At 62.1% G+C, this 19,478-nt stretch carries 15 protein-coding genes and 1 pseudogene; 15 read left to right on the plus strand and 1 reads right to left on the minus strand.

The features are described from left to right. Positions 1 to 293: 293 nt before the first annotated feature. The 15 genes and pseudogenes from J2J99_RS30425 (at position 294) to J2J99_RS30495 (ending at position 19,068) form a co-directional block, all read left to right on the plus strand. Positions 294 to 494, plus strand: a complete 201-nt coding sequence (locus J2J99_RS30425; protein WP_168257355.1) for a hypothetical protein — start codon at positions 294 to 296, stop codon at positions 492 to 494. A gap of 697 nt (positions 495 to 1,191) precedes the next feature. Continuing rightward, positions 1,192 to 2,217 (plus strand): DUF3991 and toprim domain-containing protein, encoded by a 1,026-nt coding sequence (locus J2J99_RS30430; RefSeq protein ID WP_168301583.1) that lies wholly within the window; start codon positions 1,192 to 1,194, stop codon positions 2,215 to 2,217. 64 nt (positions 2,218 to 2,281) lie between these two features. Beyond that, positions 2,282 to 2,887, plus strand: coding sequence for a DUF1419 domain-containing protein (locus tag J2J99_RS30435; protein WP_168301582.1), 606 nt, complete (start codon positions 2,282 to 2,284; stop codon positions 2,885 to 2,887). Positions 2,888 to 2,897: 10 nt separating this feature from the next. Then, positions 2,898 to 3,299 carry a DUF3085 domain-containing protein gene (locus J2J99_RS30440; RefSeq protein ID WP_168301581.1) on the plus strand — a complete coding sequence of 134 codons (402 nt, stop codon included), beginning with the start codon at positions 2,898 to 2,900 and terminating at the stop codon, positions 3,297 to 3,299. A gap of 119 nt (positions 3,300 to 3,418) precedes the next feature. After that, positions 3,419 to 8,511, plus strand: a pseudogene (locus J2J99_RS30445) (DEAD/DEAH box helicase family protein). 510 nt (positions 8,512 to 9,021) lie between these two features. Continuing rightward, positions 9,022 to 10,842: a ParB N-terminal domain-containing protein gene (locus J2J99_RS30450; protein ID WP_168301580.1), complete on the plus strand. Its 1,821-nt coding sequence runs from the start codon at positions 9,022 to 9,024 to the stop codon at positions 10,840 to 10,842. Positions 10,843 to 11,525: 683 nt separating this feature from the next. Beyond that, positions 11,526 to 11,777 carry an acyl carrier protein gene (locus J2J99_RS30455; protein ID WP_131702460.1) on the plus strand — a complete coding sequence of 84 codons (252 nt, stop codon included), beginning with the start codon at positions 11,526 to 11,528 and terminating at the stop codon, positions 11,775 to 11,777. Next, the gene (locus J2J99_RS30460; RefSeq protein ID WP_168301579.1) at positions 11,777 to 12,958 is read left to right on the plus strand and encodes an acyl-CoA dehydrogenase family protein; all 1,182 of its coding nucleotides are present in this window, start codon (positions 11,777 to 11,779) and stop codon (positions 12,956 to 12,958) included. Before J2J99_RS30455 ends, J2J99_RS30460 begins: the two co-directional genes overlap by 1 nt. 4 nt (positions 12,959 to 12,962) lie before the next feature. Continuing rightward, a complete protein-coding gene (locus J2J99_RS30465) occupies positions 12,963 to 13,871 on the plus strand; it encodes an amino acid--[acyl-carrier-protein] ligase (protein ID WP_168301578.1) in 909 nt (302 codons plus the stop codon). Next, positions 13,862 to 14,854: a DUF1839 family protein gene (locus tag J2J99_RS30470; RefSeq protein ID WP_168301577.1), complete on the plus strand. Its 993-nt coding sequence runs from the start codon at positions 13,862 to 13,864 to the stop codon at positions 14,852 to 14,854. The genes J2J99_RS30465 and J2J99_RS30470 overlap by 10 nt, the downstream gene beginning before the upstream one ends. A 500-nt stretch (positions 14,855 to 15,354) precedes the next feature. Continuing rightward, positions 15,355 to 15,948: a hypothetical protein gene (locus J2J99_RS30475; protein ID WP_246763173.1), complete on the plus strand. Its 594-nt coding sequence runs from the start codon at positions 15,355 to 15,357 to the stop codon at positions 15,946 to 15,948. 302 nt (positions 15,949 to 16,250) lie between these two features. Further along, positions 16,251 to 17,177 (plus strand): ArdC family protein, encoded by a 927-nt coding sequence (locus tag J2J99_RS30480; protein ID WP_205919195.1) that lies wholly within the window; start codon positions 16,251 to 16,253, stop codon positions 17,175 to 17,177. 644 nt (positions 17,178 to 17,821) lie between these two features. Next, on the plus strand, positions 17,822 to 18,133 hold the full coding sequence (locus J2J99_RS30485; RefSeq protein ID WP_127431460.1) for a DUF736 domain-containing protein: 312 nt from the start codon (positions 17,822 to 17,824) through the stop codon (positions 18,131 to 18,133). Positions 18,134 to 18,436: 303 nt separating this feature from the next. After that, entirely contained in the window at positions 18,437 to 18,601 is a 165-nt protein-coding gene (locus tag J2J99_RS30490) for a hypothetical protein (protein ID WP_168301596.1), read from the plus strand. Positions 18,602 to 18,894: 293 nt separating this feature from the next. Beyond that, positions 18,895 to 19,068, plus strand: a complete 174-nt coding sequence (locus J2J99_RS30495) for a hypothetical protein (RefSeq protein ID WP_168301575.1) — start codon at positions 18,895 to 18,897, stop codon at positions 19,066 to 19,068. Positions 19,069 to 19,132: 64 nt separating this feature from the next. Here the strand turns inward: J2J99_RS30495 and J2J99_RS30500 are convergent, their stop codons facing one another. After that, on the minus strand, positions 19,133 to 19,441 hold the full coding sequence (locus tag J2J99_RS30500; protein WP_168301574.1) for a WGR domain-containing protein: 309 nt from the start codon (positions 19,439 to 19,441) through the stop codon (positions 19,133 to 19,135). Between the last annotated feature and the right edge of the window lie 37 nt (positions 19,442 to 19,478).

The raw sequence follows: 19,478 nt of genomic DNA on the forward strand, positions 1-19,478 counted from the left end.
CACGCGCGCCGTCGCCGCTTGGATTGCTCTGACAAATACGCTTCCCGCTTGCGGGACCCACCAACGCCATGAGCATGCTGAGCACAAAGGTCGGCTTGTGCCTGAAGACGGCGCAGATCTCTTGGTGTTGACCCTAAGTTTGAGTTGAAGTCGAGCTGGACAGGTAGGCCAAAGGGTTTCGAGACAAGCGATCATGGTGATCTTGGATCAAATTTGCACAGGTTCTCCAATCTCATGGTCGATGCTTTCCGCTCGGAAACCTGCTGGCTTTGGCTGAGTGGAACCAGCACGCCATGAAGATTGCGATACTCTCGCCGCTTGAACGAACCTGCCTCCATTGGATATCTAGAGGCTGGGCGGTGATTGATATCGCGTTGATCGAGGGAAAGGATACCGCTGAAATTGAGGTGTGCGTGGAGCGTGCGGTTATTTCGCTCAACGCCGACTCAGTGGAACAGGCGCTCGAGAAAATGAAGATCACGCGGTCAGATTGATCGCCACGGTCGCTGGCGCCGGACGCTTTCACCTTGCTTTGCATGCTGCTTTTAAATGCGTCGTCTTGGCAACGTCAGCCCGCAGCAAGATCGCGCCATCGGTTTTGAAAGTACGGAGACACTGGCTCCTGAGGTCGGTGCGGCACGCCGCTGAGAGGTGGCACGAAAGCAGGCCGATCCGCGTGTTTGTGATAGATCCTGGCCGAGCTCCGGATTCTACGGTCAACCCGCTGAAGGTCCGCTAGGAAGTTGTGGCCGCTGCCGCTCCGCGTCGGGCTGATCGCGTCCGTCCCCTGCCTTTGAGGAGCCATTGAGCGGGAATTGGCCAGCTCCCATTGAACCTCCTTAAAGTCGCGCGATCTTTCCTTCGCACGGTCCAACGCCTTCCAGCTCTCCCGCGTCGAAGCCGATGGCGAGTACGGCGTTCTACCCTCTGACGGAATCGACCCCGACAACGATCTTGCGATCGTTCACGAATTCTTTCCCTGGCCGGCTCATTGAACCTGCCCCTGCCTCTGGCGTACCGCTTGCGAACTGCAAGCCGCAAGGGAGGCTTCGCCGCGGTCGAGCATAGCATGATCCGACACTTGTCAGCCGCGCCCTTGCCGCCTTTGCTCTTCGCGGCTGGCCGAAGGGTGCCCGCGAAACGACGGGCAAAGAAGCAACGAGGGCCGATCGCCGGGCGATCGGAAATAAAATGAAGAGAAGAGACATAGAAGCGCTGCGCGAACGGGTCAGTTGCGCGGCCGTTCTCGAAAGGGCGAGCTTCGCCATCGACATCAAGGAAAGCACCCGGCGGGCGATCAAGTTTCGCCGTGACGGTGAAATCATCATCGTCACGCATGAGGGGCGCGGATGGTTCGATCCGCTCAGCGATGCGAAAGGCGACGTGTTCGGGCTTGTCGAGCATCTCGACCATGTCGGTTTTCTCGAAGGCGCCGAAAGGGTCGCGGATCTCGTCGGTGTCAGGATCACAGATCCGGAGTGGCAGCCCGCGAGGCGTGAAGGAGGATACAACCTCTCTCTTCCCGAGCGCTGGCAGGCGCGCCGGCGCCCATGGCACGGATCACCGACATGGCATTATCTCCATGGCGATCGTTGCCTGCCGGTGCCGTTGCTCCGCGTGGCGATCAAAGGCGACCTTCTGCGGGAAGGGCCATACGGGAGCATGTGGGCAGCTCATACGGACGGTGTCGGCGTTGTGACTGGCTGGGAGGCGCGAGGTCCGCAATACCGAGGGTTCGCCTCTGGAGGGAACAAGGTTCTTTTCCGTCTCGGGCCGCCTACTGCGTGGCGCCTGGCCGTCACCGAAGCTGCGATTGACGTCATGAGTCTCGCGGCGATCGAGGGTTTGCGCGACGGCACGCTCTATCTGAGCACCGGCGGCGGATGGTCGCCGGCCACGCAAGCCGCGCTGTGGGAACTGACCTTCCGGCCCGGCGCCCAACTCGTCGCCGCAACGGACGCCAATGCACAAGGCGATCTGTTTGCCGAGCGATTACGGGCGCTCGCCGAGGATACCGGGTGCGACTGGACGCGGCTGCGCCCGCCCGAGGAGGACTGGAACGAGACCCTGAAGATTGGGGAAAAGGAAAAACGGGAAAAGGAAAGAGGCGTGCCGCATTCGCACCGCCCGCATCAAGGGAGGCTTCGCCCGGCGGAGCCGGCCCTTGACCCGGCCGGTCGCGATGCCGGCAGCTCGGAAGGGGTCATGAAGGATTGAAGAGGATGGCGAGGTCGAGAGGACGGCGCCGCACTTCGGTCCGAAAACGCGCAAGGAGCCGCAGATGATCCCCTCTCCCGCAATCGCCAATATTTTTCAGGGCGTCGCAAGCCGCCAGCAGATGTTCCGCATGTTCGATCGCCACGCGCAGCGCCCAAACCGTTGGGATGGTGATGCCGCGCCATTCTACGCAGACGAATGGTTCGAGATCGGCGAGACCGAGCATGATTACATGTTCGAGATCCTACCGCCATTGTGGATCCGAGGGTCCATGTTTGCGATGCGCGAATACATGACCGGCTCGGTGACATCAGTGTTATTCGCGCTCAGGATCGACGAGGCGATCCGGTATTTCCATGGCTATTGCGATCTTTCCGGCAAGGCATCCGTCGAAACGATGCACGTCGCCATCATCGAGCGCGAAAGCCGTCCGGTCCGGGCCATGACGCGGCAAGAGCGGCTCGAGCATATCTGGAGCACGACTGCCGACGACTACCGCGGCTATGCCGGAGACAAGTGGCCGCAGTCCGCTCGCGGCAAGCGCACCGTCGTGCTCTATGGCGGCAACGAGGGCACTTTCCTGAAGCTACTCGAGGAACTCACCGACGGGGAGATCGCTGTGAAGCTGCCGGTGCATCTTCACCGCCTTCCCTCCCCGATCGCCGCGTGATGAGGACGCCATGTTCACTTTTAGCGTGGTGGACGTTCGTGTGGTGATCGCGCGCGGACGCACCGACGCGGCAGCCAATGGCGGTTTCCGCAATCCTCACTATGGGCTTCTCCCGGATAAGGACGAACGGCAAGGCCTGTGGATCGTCGGCGATGAAGGCGTCTATCTGCTTTCTAACGGAAAATTGGCAGAGGGCCAAAGGGCACTCGCGGTCTATGCCGACGAGTGCGAGCCGAAGACCAATCCAGACTGCTGGCACTACAAGCCCCGGTATTTCGGGAGAGACGACGGCATCGTCTTCATCGACGCAGAGAGCCTGGAAGCCATGATTTCCACAAACCCGGAAGCCACGCATCTGCGGGCGGAGTTTGCGACGGAAACAATGCAGCTCTCCGTAATCACGCGCTCGTAGCTCGCGATCGCTGCCGCCGGACGAACCAGGTCCAAATTTCCACAACTCATTTTCATCCGCCTTCGCAGCCACGGGACCTGTTCCGTGGCGATGGCGCACATCCTCGAAAAGGAGCTTTCATGTCCCACGATCCCTTCACCCTCGATGTGTTCGGCAGCAGCGCATTGTCGTCCGGCTTCGGCCTGGGCGTCACCGCGTTTGGCGGTTTCGCCGCCAATGACGACGATCCCGATCTACCGCCGCCCTCCCCTACGCCGGCATTGCCTCTGCCAGCTGCAAAGCGGCCGGCGAAGCGAAGACAAGGCGCGCGAACCAACTTCTATCTCGACGACGGCGACGACCGCGGCTTGGCCGAGACCTGGAAGGAGCGGGCGAAGGCAAATCTTGCGGCCATCCTGACCGCCACCGAAATCGAAAAGCAGGATCGACCCGCCACCCGCGATGAACAGGCGAAGCTGATCCGCTTCACCGGTTTTGGGGCATCGGGACTCGCAAACGGCATGTTCCGGCGTCCAGGCGAAGTCGATTTCAGGGAAGGCTGGGACGACCTCGGCAGTTCGCTCGAAAGCGCCGTCACCGATGCCGACTATGCTTCGCTCGCGCGCTGCACCCAGTATGCTCACTTCACTCCCGAGTTCATCGTCCGCGCGATCTGGGCGGGCTTGCGGCGGCTCGGATGGCGCGGGGGCCGCGTGCTGGAGCCGGGAATTGGCACGGGCCTGTTTCCGGCGCTGATGCCAACGGCGCTCCGCGACACAAGCTATGTTACCGGGATCGAACTCGATCCGGTGACGGCGCGGATTGTCCGGCTGCTTCAGCCGAAGGCGCGCATCATCAACGCCGACTTCGCGCGCACCGAACTCAACGCGATCTATGATCTCGCGATCGGCAACCCGCCCTTTTCCGATCGCACGGTTCGCTCGGATCGGCAGTACCGTCCGCTCGGTCTGCGGCTGCACGACTACTTCATCGCCCGGTCGATCGATCTCTTGAAGCCTGGTGCACTCGCCGCGTTCGTGACCAGCGCCGGCACGATGGACAAGGCGGACGCGACTGCCCGCGAGCATATCGCCAGATCCGCCGATCTGATCGCCGCTGTCCGCCTGCCCGAGGGCAGCTTCCAGGCAGATGCCGGCACGGATGTAGTGGTGGACATTCTGTTCCTCCGCAAGCGCCGGATCGCCGAGCCGGAGGGCGAACTGTCGTGGCTCGATCTGGAGGAGGTGCGCCCGGCCACATCCGACGACGGTGCAATCTGCGTGAACCGCTGGTTCGCAGAGCACCCGGATCTCGTGCTCGGCGAGACGCCCTAACGTCTGGCCCGTTCGGCGAGACCGATACGTGCCGGCCACGCGCCGGTGAAGACCTGGAAACGGCACTGAAGGCCGTGATCGCTCTTCTGCCTGAGAATCGGTATGACGGCGAGCCGACGCAGATCGACATCGATCTGGAAGAGGAACTGGGCGAGATCGTCGATCTCCGCTACGGCAACGACAAGGTCCGCGAGGGCAGCTTCTTCATCGACGTCAGGCACGGCCTCATGCAAATGATCGACGGAGCACCGCTCGTGGTTTCGGTGCGGAAAAGCCGGTCAGGCGACGGCTTAAGCGAAAAGCATGTCCGGATCATCAAGAAGCTGATTCCGATCCGCGACGCCGTGCGCGAGGTGCTGAAAGCGCAGGAATGCGACCAGCCGTGGCGGGAACTGCAGGTTCGGCTGCGCATCGCCTGGTCGAGTTTTGTGCGCGACTTCGGGCCGATCAACCACACGACGGCGTCGATCTCGGAGGATGATGAGACCGGCGAGGTCCGCGAAACCCATCGCCGGTCCAATCTCCAGCCGTTCCTGGACGACCCGGATTGCAGGCTGGTGGCCTCGATCGAGGACTACGACCTCGAAACCGATACGGCAAAGCCCGGTCCGATCTTCTCCGAGCGGGTCATCTCTCCTCCGGCACCGCCCGTCATAACCTCGGCAGCCGACGCGCTCGCCGTCGTTCTCAACGAGCGTGGCCGCGTCGATCTCGACCATATTGCCGAGCTGCTGCATCGCGACCCCGACGCTGTAATCGGGGAACTCGGTGACGCCATCTTCCGCGATCCAGCCGGCGGGTCATGGCTGACGTCCGACGCCTATCTCTCCGGTTCGGTCCGCACCAAGCTCATGGTCGCCGAAGCGGCCGCTGCTCTCGATCCGGCTTTTGAGCGCAATGTCCGCGCGTTGCAGGACGTCCAGCCGGCCGACCTCCGGCCGTCGGATATCACCGCCCGCCTCGGTGCACCCTGGATTCCGGCCTCCGATGTTGTCGCCTTCGTCAAGGAAACGATGGATGCTGACATCCGGATCCACCATATGCCGGAACTCGGGTCATGGACCGTCGAGGCACGCCAGTTTGGCTATAGCGCCGGCGGCACCTCCGAGTGGGGCACAAGCCGCCGTCACGCCGGCGAACTGCTGGCCGATGCGCTGAACAGTCGGGTTCCGCAGATATTCGACGTGTATAGGGATGTTGGGGGTGAACGCCGCGTTCTGAACGTCGTCGATACCGAAGCAGCCCGCGACAAGCTCCAGAAGATCAAAGAGGCATTTCAGCGCTGGGTCTGGACCGATCCTGATCGGACCGACCGGCTGGCGCGAGTCTACAATGACCGGTTTAACAATATCGCGCCGCGAAAGTTCGACGGCTCGCACCTGAAATTGCCCGGCGCCAGCGGTGCCTTCCAGCTTCACGCGCACCAGAAGCGCGGAATCTGGAGGATAATCTCCGCCGGCTCGACCTATCTCGCTCACACCGTCGGTGCCGGCAAGACGATGACGATGGCCGCGGCAATCATGGAGCAGCGCCGTCTCGGCCTGATCGCCAAGGCGATGCTGGTTGTGCCAGGCCATTGCCTCGCACAGGCAGCGCGCGAGTTCCTCGCCCTTTATCCGAACGCCCGTATCCTCCTCGCCGACGAAACCAACTTCACCAAGGACAAGCGGGCACGTTTCCTGTCGCGCGCCGCCACGGCCACCTGGGATGCTGTTATCATCACCCATTCGGCCTTCAGGTTCATCGCCGTTCCGTCGGTGTTCGAGAGCCAAATGATCCATGATGAGCTCGAGCTCTACGAGGATCTTCTGACCAAGGTGGACAGCGAGGATCGGGTGTCGCGCAAGCGGCTCGAGCGCCTGAAGGAAGGTTTGCAAGAGCGGTTGGAAGCGCTCTCGACCCGCAAGGACGACCTTCTCACGATCTCGGAAATCGGCGTCGATCAGATCATTGTCGACGAGGCGCAGGAATTTCGCAAACTCTCTTTTGCGACGAATATGTCGACACTGAAAGGCATCGACCCGAACGGATCGCAGCGGGCCTGGGACCTCTATGTCAAGTCTCGCTATATCGAGACCAAGAATCCCGGCCGCGCGCTGGTGTTGGCCTCCGGCACGCCAATCACCAACACGCTCGGTGAGATGTTCTCGATCCAGCGCCTGCTCGGCCACGAGGCGCTCCGCGAACGCGGGCTTCACGAATTCGACGCCTGGGCCTCGACCTTCGGCGACACGACGACCGAACTCGAAATCCAGCCGTCCGGCAAATACTAGCCGGTCAGCCGGTTTGCGAGCTTCGTCAACGTGCCGGAGTTGATCGCCATGTTCCGCTCCTTCGCCGACGTGGTGATGCCGGAGGACCTGAAACAATATGTGAAGGTTCCGGACCTCTCGACCGGCCGGCGCCAAATTCTCACGGCCAAGCCGACGCCGGCCTTCAAACTCTATCAGCAGATCCTCGACAGCCGCATCAAGGCAATCGAGATGCGGGAGGGGCCAGCCCAGCCCGGTGACGATATCCTACTGTCCGTCATCACCGACGGCCGCCACGCGGCGATCGACCTGCGCCTGGTCATTCCGGCAAACGATAATGAGCCAGACAACAAGCTCAATCTCCTCATCGATAACGCCTTTCGCATCTGGACGGAAACGAGCGAAAACACCTATGTCCGTCGTGACGGTAAGCCCTACGAGCTTCCGGGCGCCGCGCAGATGATCTTCTCCGATCTCGGCACCATCAATGTCGAGAAGACGCGAAGCTTCAGCGCCTATCGCTGGATTCGTGACGAATTGATCCGCATGGGCGTGCCCGCTTCGGAAATCGCCTACATACAAGACTTCAAGAAGACCGACGCCAAGCAGCGACTGTTCGGTGACGTCCGTTCGGGCAAGGTTCGCTTCCTGATCGGCTCGTCTGAGACCATGGGCACTGGCGTCAACGCCCAGCTCAGGTTGAAGGCGCTGCATCACCTTGATGTGCCGTGGCTGCCGTCACAGATCGAGCAGCGCGAGGGCCGCATCGTCCGGCAGGGCAATCAGCACGATGTCGTCGACATCTTCGCCTACGCCACGCAAGGGTCACTTGATGCCTCCATGTGGTAGAACAACGAACGCAAGGCCCGCTTCATCGCTGCGGCTCTTTCCGGCGATACATCGATCCGCAGGCTGGACGATCTCGGCGAAGGCCAGGCCAACCAGTTCGCCATGGCCAAGGCGATTGCCTCGGGCGACGAGCGCCTGATGCAGAAGGCTGGTCTCGAAGCCGATATCGCTCGTCTCGAGCGGTTACGCGCCGCCCATGATGACGACCTGTTCGCAGTGCGCCGGCAGGTCCGGGACGCCGAACGCGACATTGAGGTGTCGACCCGGCGCATCTGCGACATCGGCAAAGATATCCAACGGCTGGTTCCGACTGCGGGAGATGCCTTCACGATGACCGTCACGGGCGTTTCATACGACGAGCGAAAGGAAGCCGGCCGCGCGCTGATGAAGGAAATCCTTACCCTCGTCCAGCTTCAACAGGAGGGTGAGATCGTCATCGCTTCCATTGGTGGCTTCGATCTCGTCTATGATGGCGAGCGGTTCGGCAGGTCTGACGGCTATCGCTACACGACCATGCTTCAGCGCACGGGCGCGGATTACGAGATCGATCTCGCTGTCACGGTGACGCCGCTCGGCGCGGTCTCCCGCCTTGAGCACGCGCTCGACGACTGCGACGGGGAGCGGGAACGCTATCGCCAGCGGCTGGAGGAGGCGCGCAGACGTCTTGCCTCATACCAAACCCGTGAGTGTGGCGAATTCGCGTTTGCCGGGGACCTGGGCGAAAAGCGTCGCCAGCTTCGGGACGTTGAGGCGGAACTCGCAGCCGAGGCGCGCGAGGCAGGTACCTCTGCCACGTAATCAGCTTGATCTTGGAAGCAGCGCAGCATGCGCATAGGTGCATTGCACAATAAGTGTTTCCCATCTGATCAAAAAATGATCATAGTGTACACAGCTGATGCACATGGCGGTCTCCTCCCAGTGCCGCCGCAACAGCTGTTCCCCTCTGGAGGTTTTTGACCTTCACACTTCATGGGCCTCGGTTTTTCCGACGGCCCATTTTTTTGTTCCCTCGCAACCAGATTGCGAGCTCTGTAGCAGAGCGCTTATCAGAAGAAGTTGGGAAAGGGAAGGAAAACCGGTCGCAGATCGGTCCTCCCACCGCCGCTGTCGCTCAACCGCCGCCTCCGCATCCCGGCCACTCGTCCTTTCGCAGGGCTGTTAGCCCCGCTTGTCCTTCGCGGCAGGGCTGCTCGACCGCAGCTGCGCCGGTCGGGCCGCTTTGCGGTCCGGGAGATGTCTTCAGGAAAAAATGAAGACAGGAAGGACCGGCAGCGGGCCGGGTCCGCATCCCCGGAAAGGAACACTCCCATGCAACTCATGAAGGTCGATCCGCGTGCACTGAAGGACAACCCCGACAACACGCGCCAGTCGAAGTCGACGCCCCAGGCCGACGCGCTGCTGCTCGCGACCATCAAGGCCGTCGGTGTCATCCAGCCGCCCGTGATTTTTGCCGAAGCCGGCGGCAACGGCTATATCATCGAAGCCGGTCACCGGCGCACCCGCATGGCCATCGCAGCCGGCATCGAGGAAATCGATGTCATCGTCGTCGAGGCGGCCGACGATAATGGCGCCATGCGCTCGATGATCGAAAACATCGCTCGCGAGCCGCTCAACCCGGTCGACCAGTGGCGCGGCATCGAGCGCCTCATTGCACTCGGTTGGACCGAGGAGGCGATTGCGGTCGCGCTGGCACTGCCGGTGAGACAAATCCGCAAGCTTCGCCTGCTCGCCAACGTGCTGCCGGCGATGCTCGATCACATGGCCAGGGGCGACATGCCGAGCGAGCAGCAGCTTCGCACGATTTCCGCGGCGTCACTCGATGACCAGAAGGAAGTCTGGAAGGCCCACAAGCCGAAGAAGGGTGACACGGCGTCCTGGTGGGCGATCGCCAACGGCCTCACCAAGACCCCCATGTTCGCGCGCGATGCGAGTTTCGGCGACGATCTCCGCCAGGCCTACGGCATCGAGTGGGCGGAAGACCTGTTCGGACCGGCCGACGAGGATAACCGCTACACCACCAACGTCGAAGCATTCCGAGGTGCGCAGCAGGAATGGATGATTAGCAATCTTCCCAAGAAGGGCGCCATCGTCGAAGTTAGCAATTTCGGCCAGCCGCAATTGCCGCCGAAGGCGGAGCGCGTCTACGGCAAGCCCGGCAATGGCGATTGCACCGCCATGTATCTCGACCGTGACGGCAAGGTGCAGACTGCTCACTTCCGGATGCCGGAGGTCAGACAAGTCAGGGGCAGCGCCGATCCGACCGCGCTCGGCGGCGAGGACGGAAACGAGGGTATCGACGTTGCAGCCAAGACCCGGCCCGACGTGACTCGAAACGACCTCGACATGATCGGCGATTTCCGCACAGACGCTCTGCACGAGGCATTGGCACGAGCGCCGATCGAGGACGATACGCTCATGGCGCTGCTCGTCCTCGCATTCGCCGGGCAGAACGTCTCGGTCGATTCCGGCTCCGAAACCTCCAACCATCTCTACGGCTCCAGGCGTTTCGCCCGGCACGCCGCCCGGCTGATCGGTGAAAGCGGCAAGCTGGAGTTCGCCACGGATACGCTTCGTGTCGTGGCCAGGTTGACCCTGATCGACGCACTGTCGGCGCGGACCAACCGCACGGACAGCGGCATTGCCGCCCGGATCGCCGGCGATGCCATCGGCGCCGACACCTATCTTCCGAACATGGGCACGGAGCAATTCCTCGCGTGCCTCTCCCGCCCGGCGTTGGAAGCGTCCTGCGGCGGCACGAGTGTCGTTCCCCGCCCGCGTGTCAGGGACACCCTCGCTGCCCTTGTCGAGCACTTCAAGGATGAACGCTGCGTACATCCGTCTGCCCTCTTCGCACCCGAGGACGCAAAGCTGGCCGAGTGGCTTGCCAAGAACATGGAACATGGTGGCGAGGACGGCGAAGCCCCCTTCGACTGGCTGGCCGGCGGCAGCGAGGACGGCGCCGTTGTTGAGGCTGAGCCGTCGGTCGAGGACGAAGCGATGGATCCGCGTGTTCCGGGAGCCGAGGACGACGGCAACGCGGCGGACGCCGAGCACGAAGAGTTGGACGAAGCCGACGCTGACGCCGGCGCCAATGGCCTCGAGACCGCTTACGGGATCGCCGCCGAGTAGCAATCTCCTCAATTCATTTCGACTGACACCGCCGCCGGCCATCACCGGCGGCGCCTTTGTTTCCATACTCAAAACAGCAGAACCAAGATGTCTGCGTCCTTGATTTAGGATCTTGCCCCCGCTCGGCTCGATTGTCGCCGGGGTCGACGGCACGTCCCGCCCGCCCGCGCAGTTCGCCGTTGTTCTGGAGCAGCCGGCGCATCGCAGCCCAAGCGGGTATATCTAACGCGATGTTCTACAACGGCCGAACTGAAGCCGAAGATCAAGGATCTCGTTCGAGAGAAACCAGACCCGCTCGGCTAGCCCGATCTTACGCGACAACCGATCCCGCAGGTCACTAAACTCACGGCCAATATGTCGGGTCGACCCGCGCCACACTGGGCGATCCCGGGGGGCTGCATTTGCGTCAAAACCGCTGGAACTGATGACATTTCAATAAGGCCAGCCGATTTGGCATGGATCTTGAGAGGAGAGCCCCGTGGCCCGACAATCGTTTGTGATGCGAGGGTTCAGGAGCGTGCCAGGCGCAGTTGTTTTTATTGATGTTTCCGGCGCACGATTGACCGAAATCAAAGCGGCTCGACCTGATTCCTGTACAAGGCTGCAAATACGAACCTTGCGCTGCTGGCGAAAGATTGCCGATGAACGCCGGTTCGGGATCATGAGAATCTTGGAGTGATGGGATGAATAAGGCAATCCGCGACCTCGTAGCCAAATTCGGCAAGCTTCCTGTGTCGATCGACCAGGTTGCCGACGATGCCGATCTTTATGCGGCAGGTTTGACGTCCTTTGCTTCTGTGCAGTTGATGCTTGGCCTAGAAGAGGCCTTCGACATCGATTTTCCCGACAATCTCCTGGACCGCAAATCCTTCGCGAGCATCTCGGCCATTGCCAGGACCGTCGATCTCGTCCGGGACAGCCGGAAGGTCACCTGATGAATTTCCCCGTCAAGATCATGCAGGACGGTCTTGTCACAAGGGTGGCCCGTGTCGCCGAAATTGCGGCGAAACACGCGGATACCGTTGATGCCGAGGCCCGCTTCCCTCGGGAAGCCGTCGATGCGATGAAGGCCGAAAGGCTGCTCGGCATCCAGGTGCCGCGCCATCTCGGCGGCGAATCCGCCTCGATCACCGAGATCGCCGAATTGTGCTCGATGCTCGGCCAGGCCTGCGCCGCAAGCGCCATGGTTTTCGCCATGCACCACATTAAGCTGTCGAGCCTCGTTGAACACGGCGCCGACAGCGAATGGCATCGCGGTTTCATGCGCCGCATCGCCGCCGAACAGCTGCTGATCGCATCCGCCACCACCGAAGGCGGTATCGGCGGAAACCTGCGCAACAGCATCTGTGCGGTCGAGGTCGATGGCGACACGTGCCGCCTCGAAAAGGATGCGACCGTCATTTCCTACGGCTCGCACGCCGACGCCATTCTCATCACCTCGCGTGCCCACGCGCAGGCGGCTTCCTCCGATCAGGTGCTGACGGCCTTCCTCAAGGACCAGTACACGCTCGAGAAGACGCATGCCTGGAATACGCTCGGCATGCGCGGCACCTGTTCCGACGGCTTCCTCTTCAAGGGCCGGGCGCCGGCGCGACAGATCCTGCCGAAGCCTTTCGCCGAGATCGCGGCGCAATCCATGCTCGCTTCCTCGCATCTGCTCTGGAGCGGCGTCTGGTACGGCATCGCGGTCGATGCTGTTGCGCGCGCCCAGGCCTTCGTGCGCGCCGCTGCCCGCAAGGCGCCGGACGCCCAGCCGCCGGGCGCGCTGCGCCTCGCCGAGGTCTCGAACCTCCTGCAAATGGTGAAATCCAACGTCGTTGCCGGCCTCAAGGCCTATGAAGACGCCAAATCAGATCCGGACAGGCTGTCGTCGATGGGATTTGCGGTGGCGATGAACAACGTCAAGATCGCCTCTTCCGAGACGATCCTGGAGATCGTCAACCATGCGATGCTGATCTGCGGCATCATGGGCTACAAGAACGGCACGCCCTTCAGCCTCGGACGCCATCTGCGCGACGCCCATTCCGCTCAGCTCATGATCTCGAACGACCGCATCCTCGGCAATACGTCGAGCATGCTTCTCGTCCACAAGCAGGACACTAGCCTACTGGGGTAAAGTCATGGATATGCAGACCTCGTTCCTGGACCGGCTCTTCGAGTCCGGCCTGCTGATCGATACCGGTGTTGACGGTCTCTATGGCCGCAGCGGCCAGTTCGAAGATGTCATCGCCGCCTTCGAACGCCTGATCGATACATTCGGTGGCGCCGACGGCGCCGAGGCGATGCGTTTCCCGCCCGGCATGAACCGCGCGCTCTTCGAAAAGAGCGGTTACATGAAGAGCTTTCCGCAGCTTGCCGGCACGGTGCACAGCTTCTGCGGCAGCGAGCTCGATCATATGAGCCTGCTTGAATGCATGGAGGTCGGCGACGACTGGACCAAGGATCAGAAGGCGACCGATATCGTGCTGACGCCGGCCGCCTGCTACCCGCTCTATCCGACGGTTGCCAAGCGCGGCAACCTGCCGAAAACGGGAGGCCTCTTCGATCTGCAGTCCTACTGCTTCCGCCATGAGCCGTCGAAGGACCCTGCCCGCCAGCAGCTATTTCGCATGCGCGAATATGTCTGCATGGGAACGGAGCAGCACGTCACCGATTTTCGCCAGAAATGGATGGACCGCGGCGTCGAGATGATGAAGCAGGTCGGCCTCGATGTGACCATCGATGTTGCCAACGACCCGTTCTTCGGCCGTGCGGGCAAGATGATGGTCAACAATCAGCGCGACCAGAACCTGAAGTTCGAACTGCTGATCCCGATCACGTCGACCGCCAATCCGACGGCCTGCATGAGCTTCAATTACCATCAGGATTCTTTCGGCCTGAAGTGGGCTCTCAATCTCGAAGACGGTAGCGTCGCGCACACCGCCTGCGTCGGCTTCGGCCTGGAGCGCATCGCGCTCGCCCTCTTCCACCATCACGGCCTCGACGTAAAGCAATGGCCGGCCAGCGTCCGGAAAGCGCTATGGGGCTGAGCAAATCGATGACATCGGTATTTTCGGGGGTATTTTCGGGAATCGACCCGGAAACCTACCGGGCGCATGCGCTGCATTCCGGTGAGCGCGCCTGGCCGGAAACCAATTGCTATGTCGATCTCTGGATCGAGGTTCTGGCGACATCAGGCGTTGCGCCGGAGGCGATGCTGGGTTTTACCCTGACGCAGGATTTCGAGGGCGACCAGTTCACCTTCTTCAAGGTGCCGCTTGAGGATCTCGAAGCGCTCTACGGCATTCGTGCGACCGAGCTTGCCATCTACGACAGTGTCGAACGCCATGTCGAGGTGCAGATCGCGCGGGGCCGTCTCTGCCTGATCGAAATGGATTCCTTCTACATGCCGGATACGCGCGGCACCGCCTACCGGCAGGAGCATGGCAAGACGACGGTTGCGGTCAACCGGCTTGATGTTGCGGCAAAGCGCGTCGAGTATTTTCACAATGCCGGCTATTTCCGCCTCGAAGGCGAGGATTTCGATGGGCTGTTCCAGCAGCAGCTGACGGAGAACGACCCACCCTTCTTGCCCTATACGGAATTTGCCCGGTTTCCGGAAAAGCCCGCCGACGAAGCGCATCTGCGCGCGACCGCGCGACGGCTTGCCGGTTTTCATTTTGCCCGGCGTCCCCGCGAGAACCCGATCCGCGCCTTTGCAAGCGTCTTTCCGCAACAGGTCGAAGCGGTGGCGGAACAGCCGTTCGGCTTCTTCCACAAATACGCCTTCAACACGCTTCGCCAGGTCGGCGCCAATTTCGAGCTGGCGGCCGATCATCTCACCTGGCTTTCCCCTGGTGAATTCGCGGCTGCCGCAGAGCATGCCGGGCGCATTTCGGAGGTGGCGAAGTCGGTGCAGTTCCAGCTTGCCCGCGCCGTCACCCGCAGGAAGTTCGAGCCGTTGCAGGCAGCACTTGATCCGGCCGCCGATGCATGGGATTCCATGATGGGGTCGCTTGCGGGGCGAATCTGAGGCCGGAGATCTGACCATGCGGGGGCGTTTGGCAAGCATCGGTGCCGAGGAAAGTCTACTTTCCGAAGGCTGGAACCTGATCCTGACGGAGCCGGGGGCCTGCGCCGTGCGATGACGCAGACAGCGCGGCGGCGTGAGCCTTGCCAGGAGGGCGCGTTTTTAGTGCGAGCTGATGTGCTGGAGGAGGAATGCGGGCTGTCGGTCGCAAGGGGTTCTTTCCCCCGGGTTTCGGAGTCTTAGCCCGGCTCCCGCCGGTCTGCCCTTCGTTTTCGCTGGGGTCTGAACCGGCGGCCGGTCGTTTCAAGGCCGCTGGCGCGCCGCGGAGCGGCCGGTGCAGCCTTCCTCGCAAAACGGGTTCGCGCCCTTCGCAGGGCTTTACCCCGCTTGTCCGCAAACCCGTTTCGCTCGTCCGGCCGTCCCGGACCTGTGAAAGCGCCCGTCCTCAACCGGTTCCTGTCGCCGCATCGAAGGGCAGACCGGCAGGGGCCGGAGCCGCTTCGGTGAAAACCACGAAAGGAAGATCCCATGGCCAAGCCCGCAACCAATCGACCTGCCGCCCGCGTCGTGCCACCCTTGAAATGGTCAGGCTCACTTGCCCGGACACCACGCAGGCAATGCTGATCGCCGAGAGTTTCGGGACCGCGGTGGGCGACAGCGACGGCATCCGTGACCTCCACGAGCGTCTGATCATTGAGACCGCCGACAGCCTCTCGGAAGGCCTCGGTGAGAAGGCAATGCAGATCCATCTCCAGCGCATCGTCGGAGCCTATGTCGGCTCGGCGCACGGAGCCGGCCAGTTCTACAGTCGGGCAGTCTCCGAGGCGCGAGACGCCACCGCCAAATCGGCAAACGATGCCCGTGACGAGGATCTCGATGGCCCGGTCGGCTACGACAGCGCCGCCCAACGCAAGCGTGAATTCGCCGCTGACATGGGCATACAGTCCCACGCGCTGCGGATGGCCGCCGAGGGCGCAGTCGCAGCTTACGGCCACGTCATCGGCGAAGCCTGGAAGCCTTTCGACCGCCCGGTCGAAAACCCAGGCCAGTCGCTCGACCGCAAGGCGGCCGAGGCGCAGATGGCGGCTCTCGGTTGAGCCGTTTCGGGCGGAGCTTCGGCTCCGCTTCTTCTTCCGTCTCTCTGATTAGGCCGGTTCCTTTCGGACCGGCCTTTTCCATGTCATCCGATGGAAGAGAGAGGGAAGAGGAAGGACCCTGCCCGCCACGCGGTCCCGTCCCGGTCGGCGGTCCTGCAGGAGCCGGCGGCCTGCCGCAACGGCTTCGCCGTCCTTCTCTCCGTTCCGGCCGTTCCGGTGCGGCCGACCGCCTGATCGGTCCTGCTTTCGGACCTCCGCGACGGGGCCGCGATTGGCGCGGCTCCAAAACGGAGGAAATGGCCATGAGCAGGAAAGCCGAAGGCGAGCGCGCCGACATCTATGCGCGGATCACGGATAGGATCGTCGCCGATCTCGAAAAAGGCGTGAAGCCCTGGATGAAACCCTGGCACACGGCCAACACGGATCGCCGGATTACCAGACCGCTGCGCCACAACGGTCAGGCCTATTCGGGCATGAATATTCTCTTGTTATGGTCGGAGGGAATGGCCCGCGGCTTCACCTCACCCATGTGGATGACCTTCAAGCAGGCGCTCGAACTCGGAGCCGCTGTGCGCAAGGGCGAGACCGGTTCGACGGTCGTCTTCGCCAGCCGCTTCACCAAGTCCGAGGCGGACGGCAATGGTGGAGAAGTCGACCGGGAAATCCCGTTTCTGAAAGCATATACAGTGTTCAACATCGAGCAGATCGACGGGCTGCCGGAGCCGTACCATCACAAACCCGGTCCGGTGCTCGATCCTGACGAGCGCATGGAGCACGCCGATCGCTTTTTCCGCAACACCGGCGCAGTCATCCGCCATGGTGGGGTGCAGGCCTATTATTCGCCAGTCACGGACCACATCCAGATGCCGCAGTTCGAGACGTTCCGCGACGCCGCGTCTTACGTGGCAACCCTGAGTCACGAAAGTTGCCATTGGACGGCGCGCGCCGATCGCGTCGGGCGCGATCTCAGCCGATATGCCAAAGACAAGAGCGAGCGGGCTCGCGAAGAACTGATCGCCGAACTTGGAAGCTGCTTCCTTTGCGCTGATCTCGGGATCGCACCGGAGCTGGAGCCACGGCCGGACCATGCGTCTTACCTCGGCTCGTGGTTGAAGGTTCTATCCGACGACAGGCGGGCTATCTTCCAAGCCGCGGCACATGCCCAGCGTTCTGTCAACTTTCTGCACGGACTCCAGCGCGTTCAGGCCGACAACAGAGCGGCTGCGTAGGAGACACTAAGGTCGGTCGTTGTCACCCGCAACGGCCAACAGCTCATTCGGCTCTCTCTCCGCCAGGGCATGCGGATCGGACGTGAGGTCCAGCTTCCCCCAGATCGATGGTTTCCGATCGGCGGCTTTCAGCTTTCGGCATTGCTTAATTTCGACGGTAAACGGCTTTGTCTGCTGACGCATAGATCCTCCAAGCGACGAATCTCGGCCCGACAATATCGCGTTGATAACGGGAGGCAACTGCCCGGCTGGACGAGTTTGTCGTATCCGAAGTCACCGCTAAGACTTAGAGACAGAGGAACGGCTTCGCGACCGGGCTGTTCCGCCGGGGCAACGATACTGGCGAGGGCGCCATCGACCTGTTCCTCACACCGCTGTCATGGGCCACGTCCTCCGCGGGCTCGATGAGGCATGTCTGATCGGAGACCGGCTTCGCCTCGATCGTTCTCCCGCAACGGCCGTCCGCAACTTTCTTCCCCTGCGAACTGCGTTCGCATTCCTCGCGGCCCAAGAAAGCTGCTCCCGGCCGCCTTCCTCTTCGTTTCAGCCCCTTCGGGGTGCGGTCCGATCGTCCCCGATCCTTGCGACAGCCATCGAGGCCGCGAAGGGCGCGGCCCGAAACAACCGAAAGAAAGGAACAGACAATGGCTACCATCGGCACCTTCACCTCCACCGAAAGCGGCTTCACCGGCTCGATCCGCACCCTCGCACTCAACGTCAAGGCCCGCATCGCCCGCATCGAAAACCCCTCCGACAAGGGTCCGCACTTCCGTATCTACGCCGGCAATGTCGAGCTGGGTGCCGCCTGGCAGAAGCGCTCCAGCGAGACCGACCGCGACTACCTCTCGGTCAAGCTGGACGACCCGAGCTTCCCGGCGCCGATCTACGCAACGCTCACCGAGGTCGAAGGCGAGGACGGCTACCAGCTGATCTGGTCCCGCCCCAACCGGGATTGAGATCCCACCAAGGCCCCGCCGCCTAAGGCGGGGCCAACGGGCCGCTTTGAGAAAGCAGGCAACGGGCGTCGAGCCCGTTTCCAGCTTTTTGGGTGCCATACGGGGAAGTGGGGTCTGCTCATATCAAGCCAATCGTGCCGTGGAGCCGGGCCAGCCTCAAGGACGAGCGGTCCCCCCAAAATGCTTGGCGCATTTCGGCTCCCCCACTCGCCGCCGCTGGCGGTCGCATGCGCGATCCTTGACCCTGACCCAACTCCACGCCGGCGGGCGTCATCTTTCTCAGACATCAAGGAGATGACGACGATGACGATCGAACAACAAATCGAAGAACTGCGCGCCGAGCTGAACGCCTGCATTGAGCCCAGCGAGCGCCGCCAGATCGAGGCCGAGCTTGAAATCGCCCAGGCCGAGCTGATCGTCGTGCTTGCCGAACAGGACGGTTCCATCGAGGCCGAGCCGCCCTTCTGAGGACGGCATATCACCGGCGCTGCCAGTCCGCCGCCATCCACAGTACGGAGAGGAGCGATCCGCTGCAACTTTCCTTTCGATCTCCTGTCATCGACATGGGATGCTGCATCCCGTCCGTCGCGCCGCAAACTGCCGGCGCCAGAATTTTCCCCGCCGCATTGCGGCTCCTCGCGGGAGCAAAATTCAGGCGCCGGCAGGTCCTCCACCTCCGTTTCAGCCTTTGAGGTGCGCCCCTCCTTGTCGGTCATGCGGCCCATCCCCGCGATGTCCGCATTTCGAAGGGAGAAAATACCGTGCAACAGCTCGCTCAATTCCTCACCGCCACCGGCCGTCGGCTCCGCGTCCTCGGCAAGGTGATCTGTCACTTCTTCCGCAAGGGGAAACTCGGTCTCAAGCTCACAATCAAGATCCCGTTCTTCGTCGAGATCGGGGCGTCGTTCGAGACCGACTGGAACCGGCGAGAATAACGCGCCAACAGGGGCCGCTTCGGCGGCCCCTGTTTCGCCGTTTGAGAGATCGGAGACGATTGGGTCAGTTTTGCAAATATCGCAGAGTTGTTCTGGGCCGATAGCCGCGAGCACGTTTTTGCTTCAACAGCTCAAGGAACAAGCGAACCGCTTCTTCTTCCCGTTCGAAAACATGATGTTTCTCCTGCCCGCGCTTGCCTATCCTTCCCCATCGCCGGATCAGGCAAGCCTCTCCGAACATCGTCTGCTCGATCTCCATGGCATAATACCGAGCCATGTTCTTGGCTGGATCCGATCGTTCGACATAGAGCTGGTAGGGTTGCGAAATCATGCCGACATGATCGTCACCCGGCGTCGCCACGTCCAACGACATATGTGAATCCTACAAGTGCGACCGATTCATTTTCGTG

The sequence above is a fragment of the Rhizobium binae genome, from assembly GCF_017357225.1.
Taxonomy (GTDB): Bacteria; Pseudomonadota; Alphaproteobacteria; order Rhizobiales; family Rhizobiaceae; genus Rhizobium; species Rhizobium binae.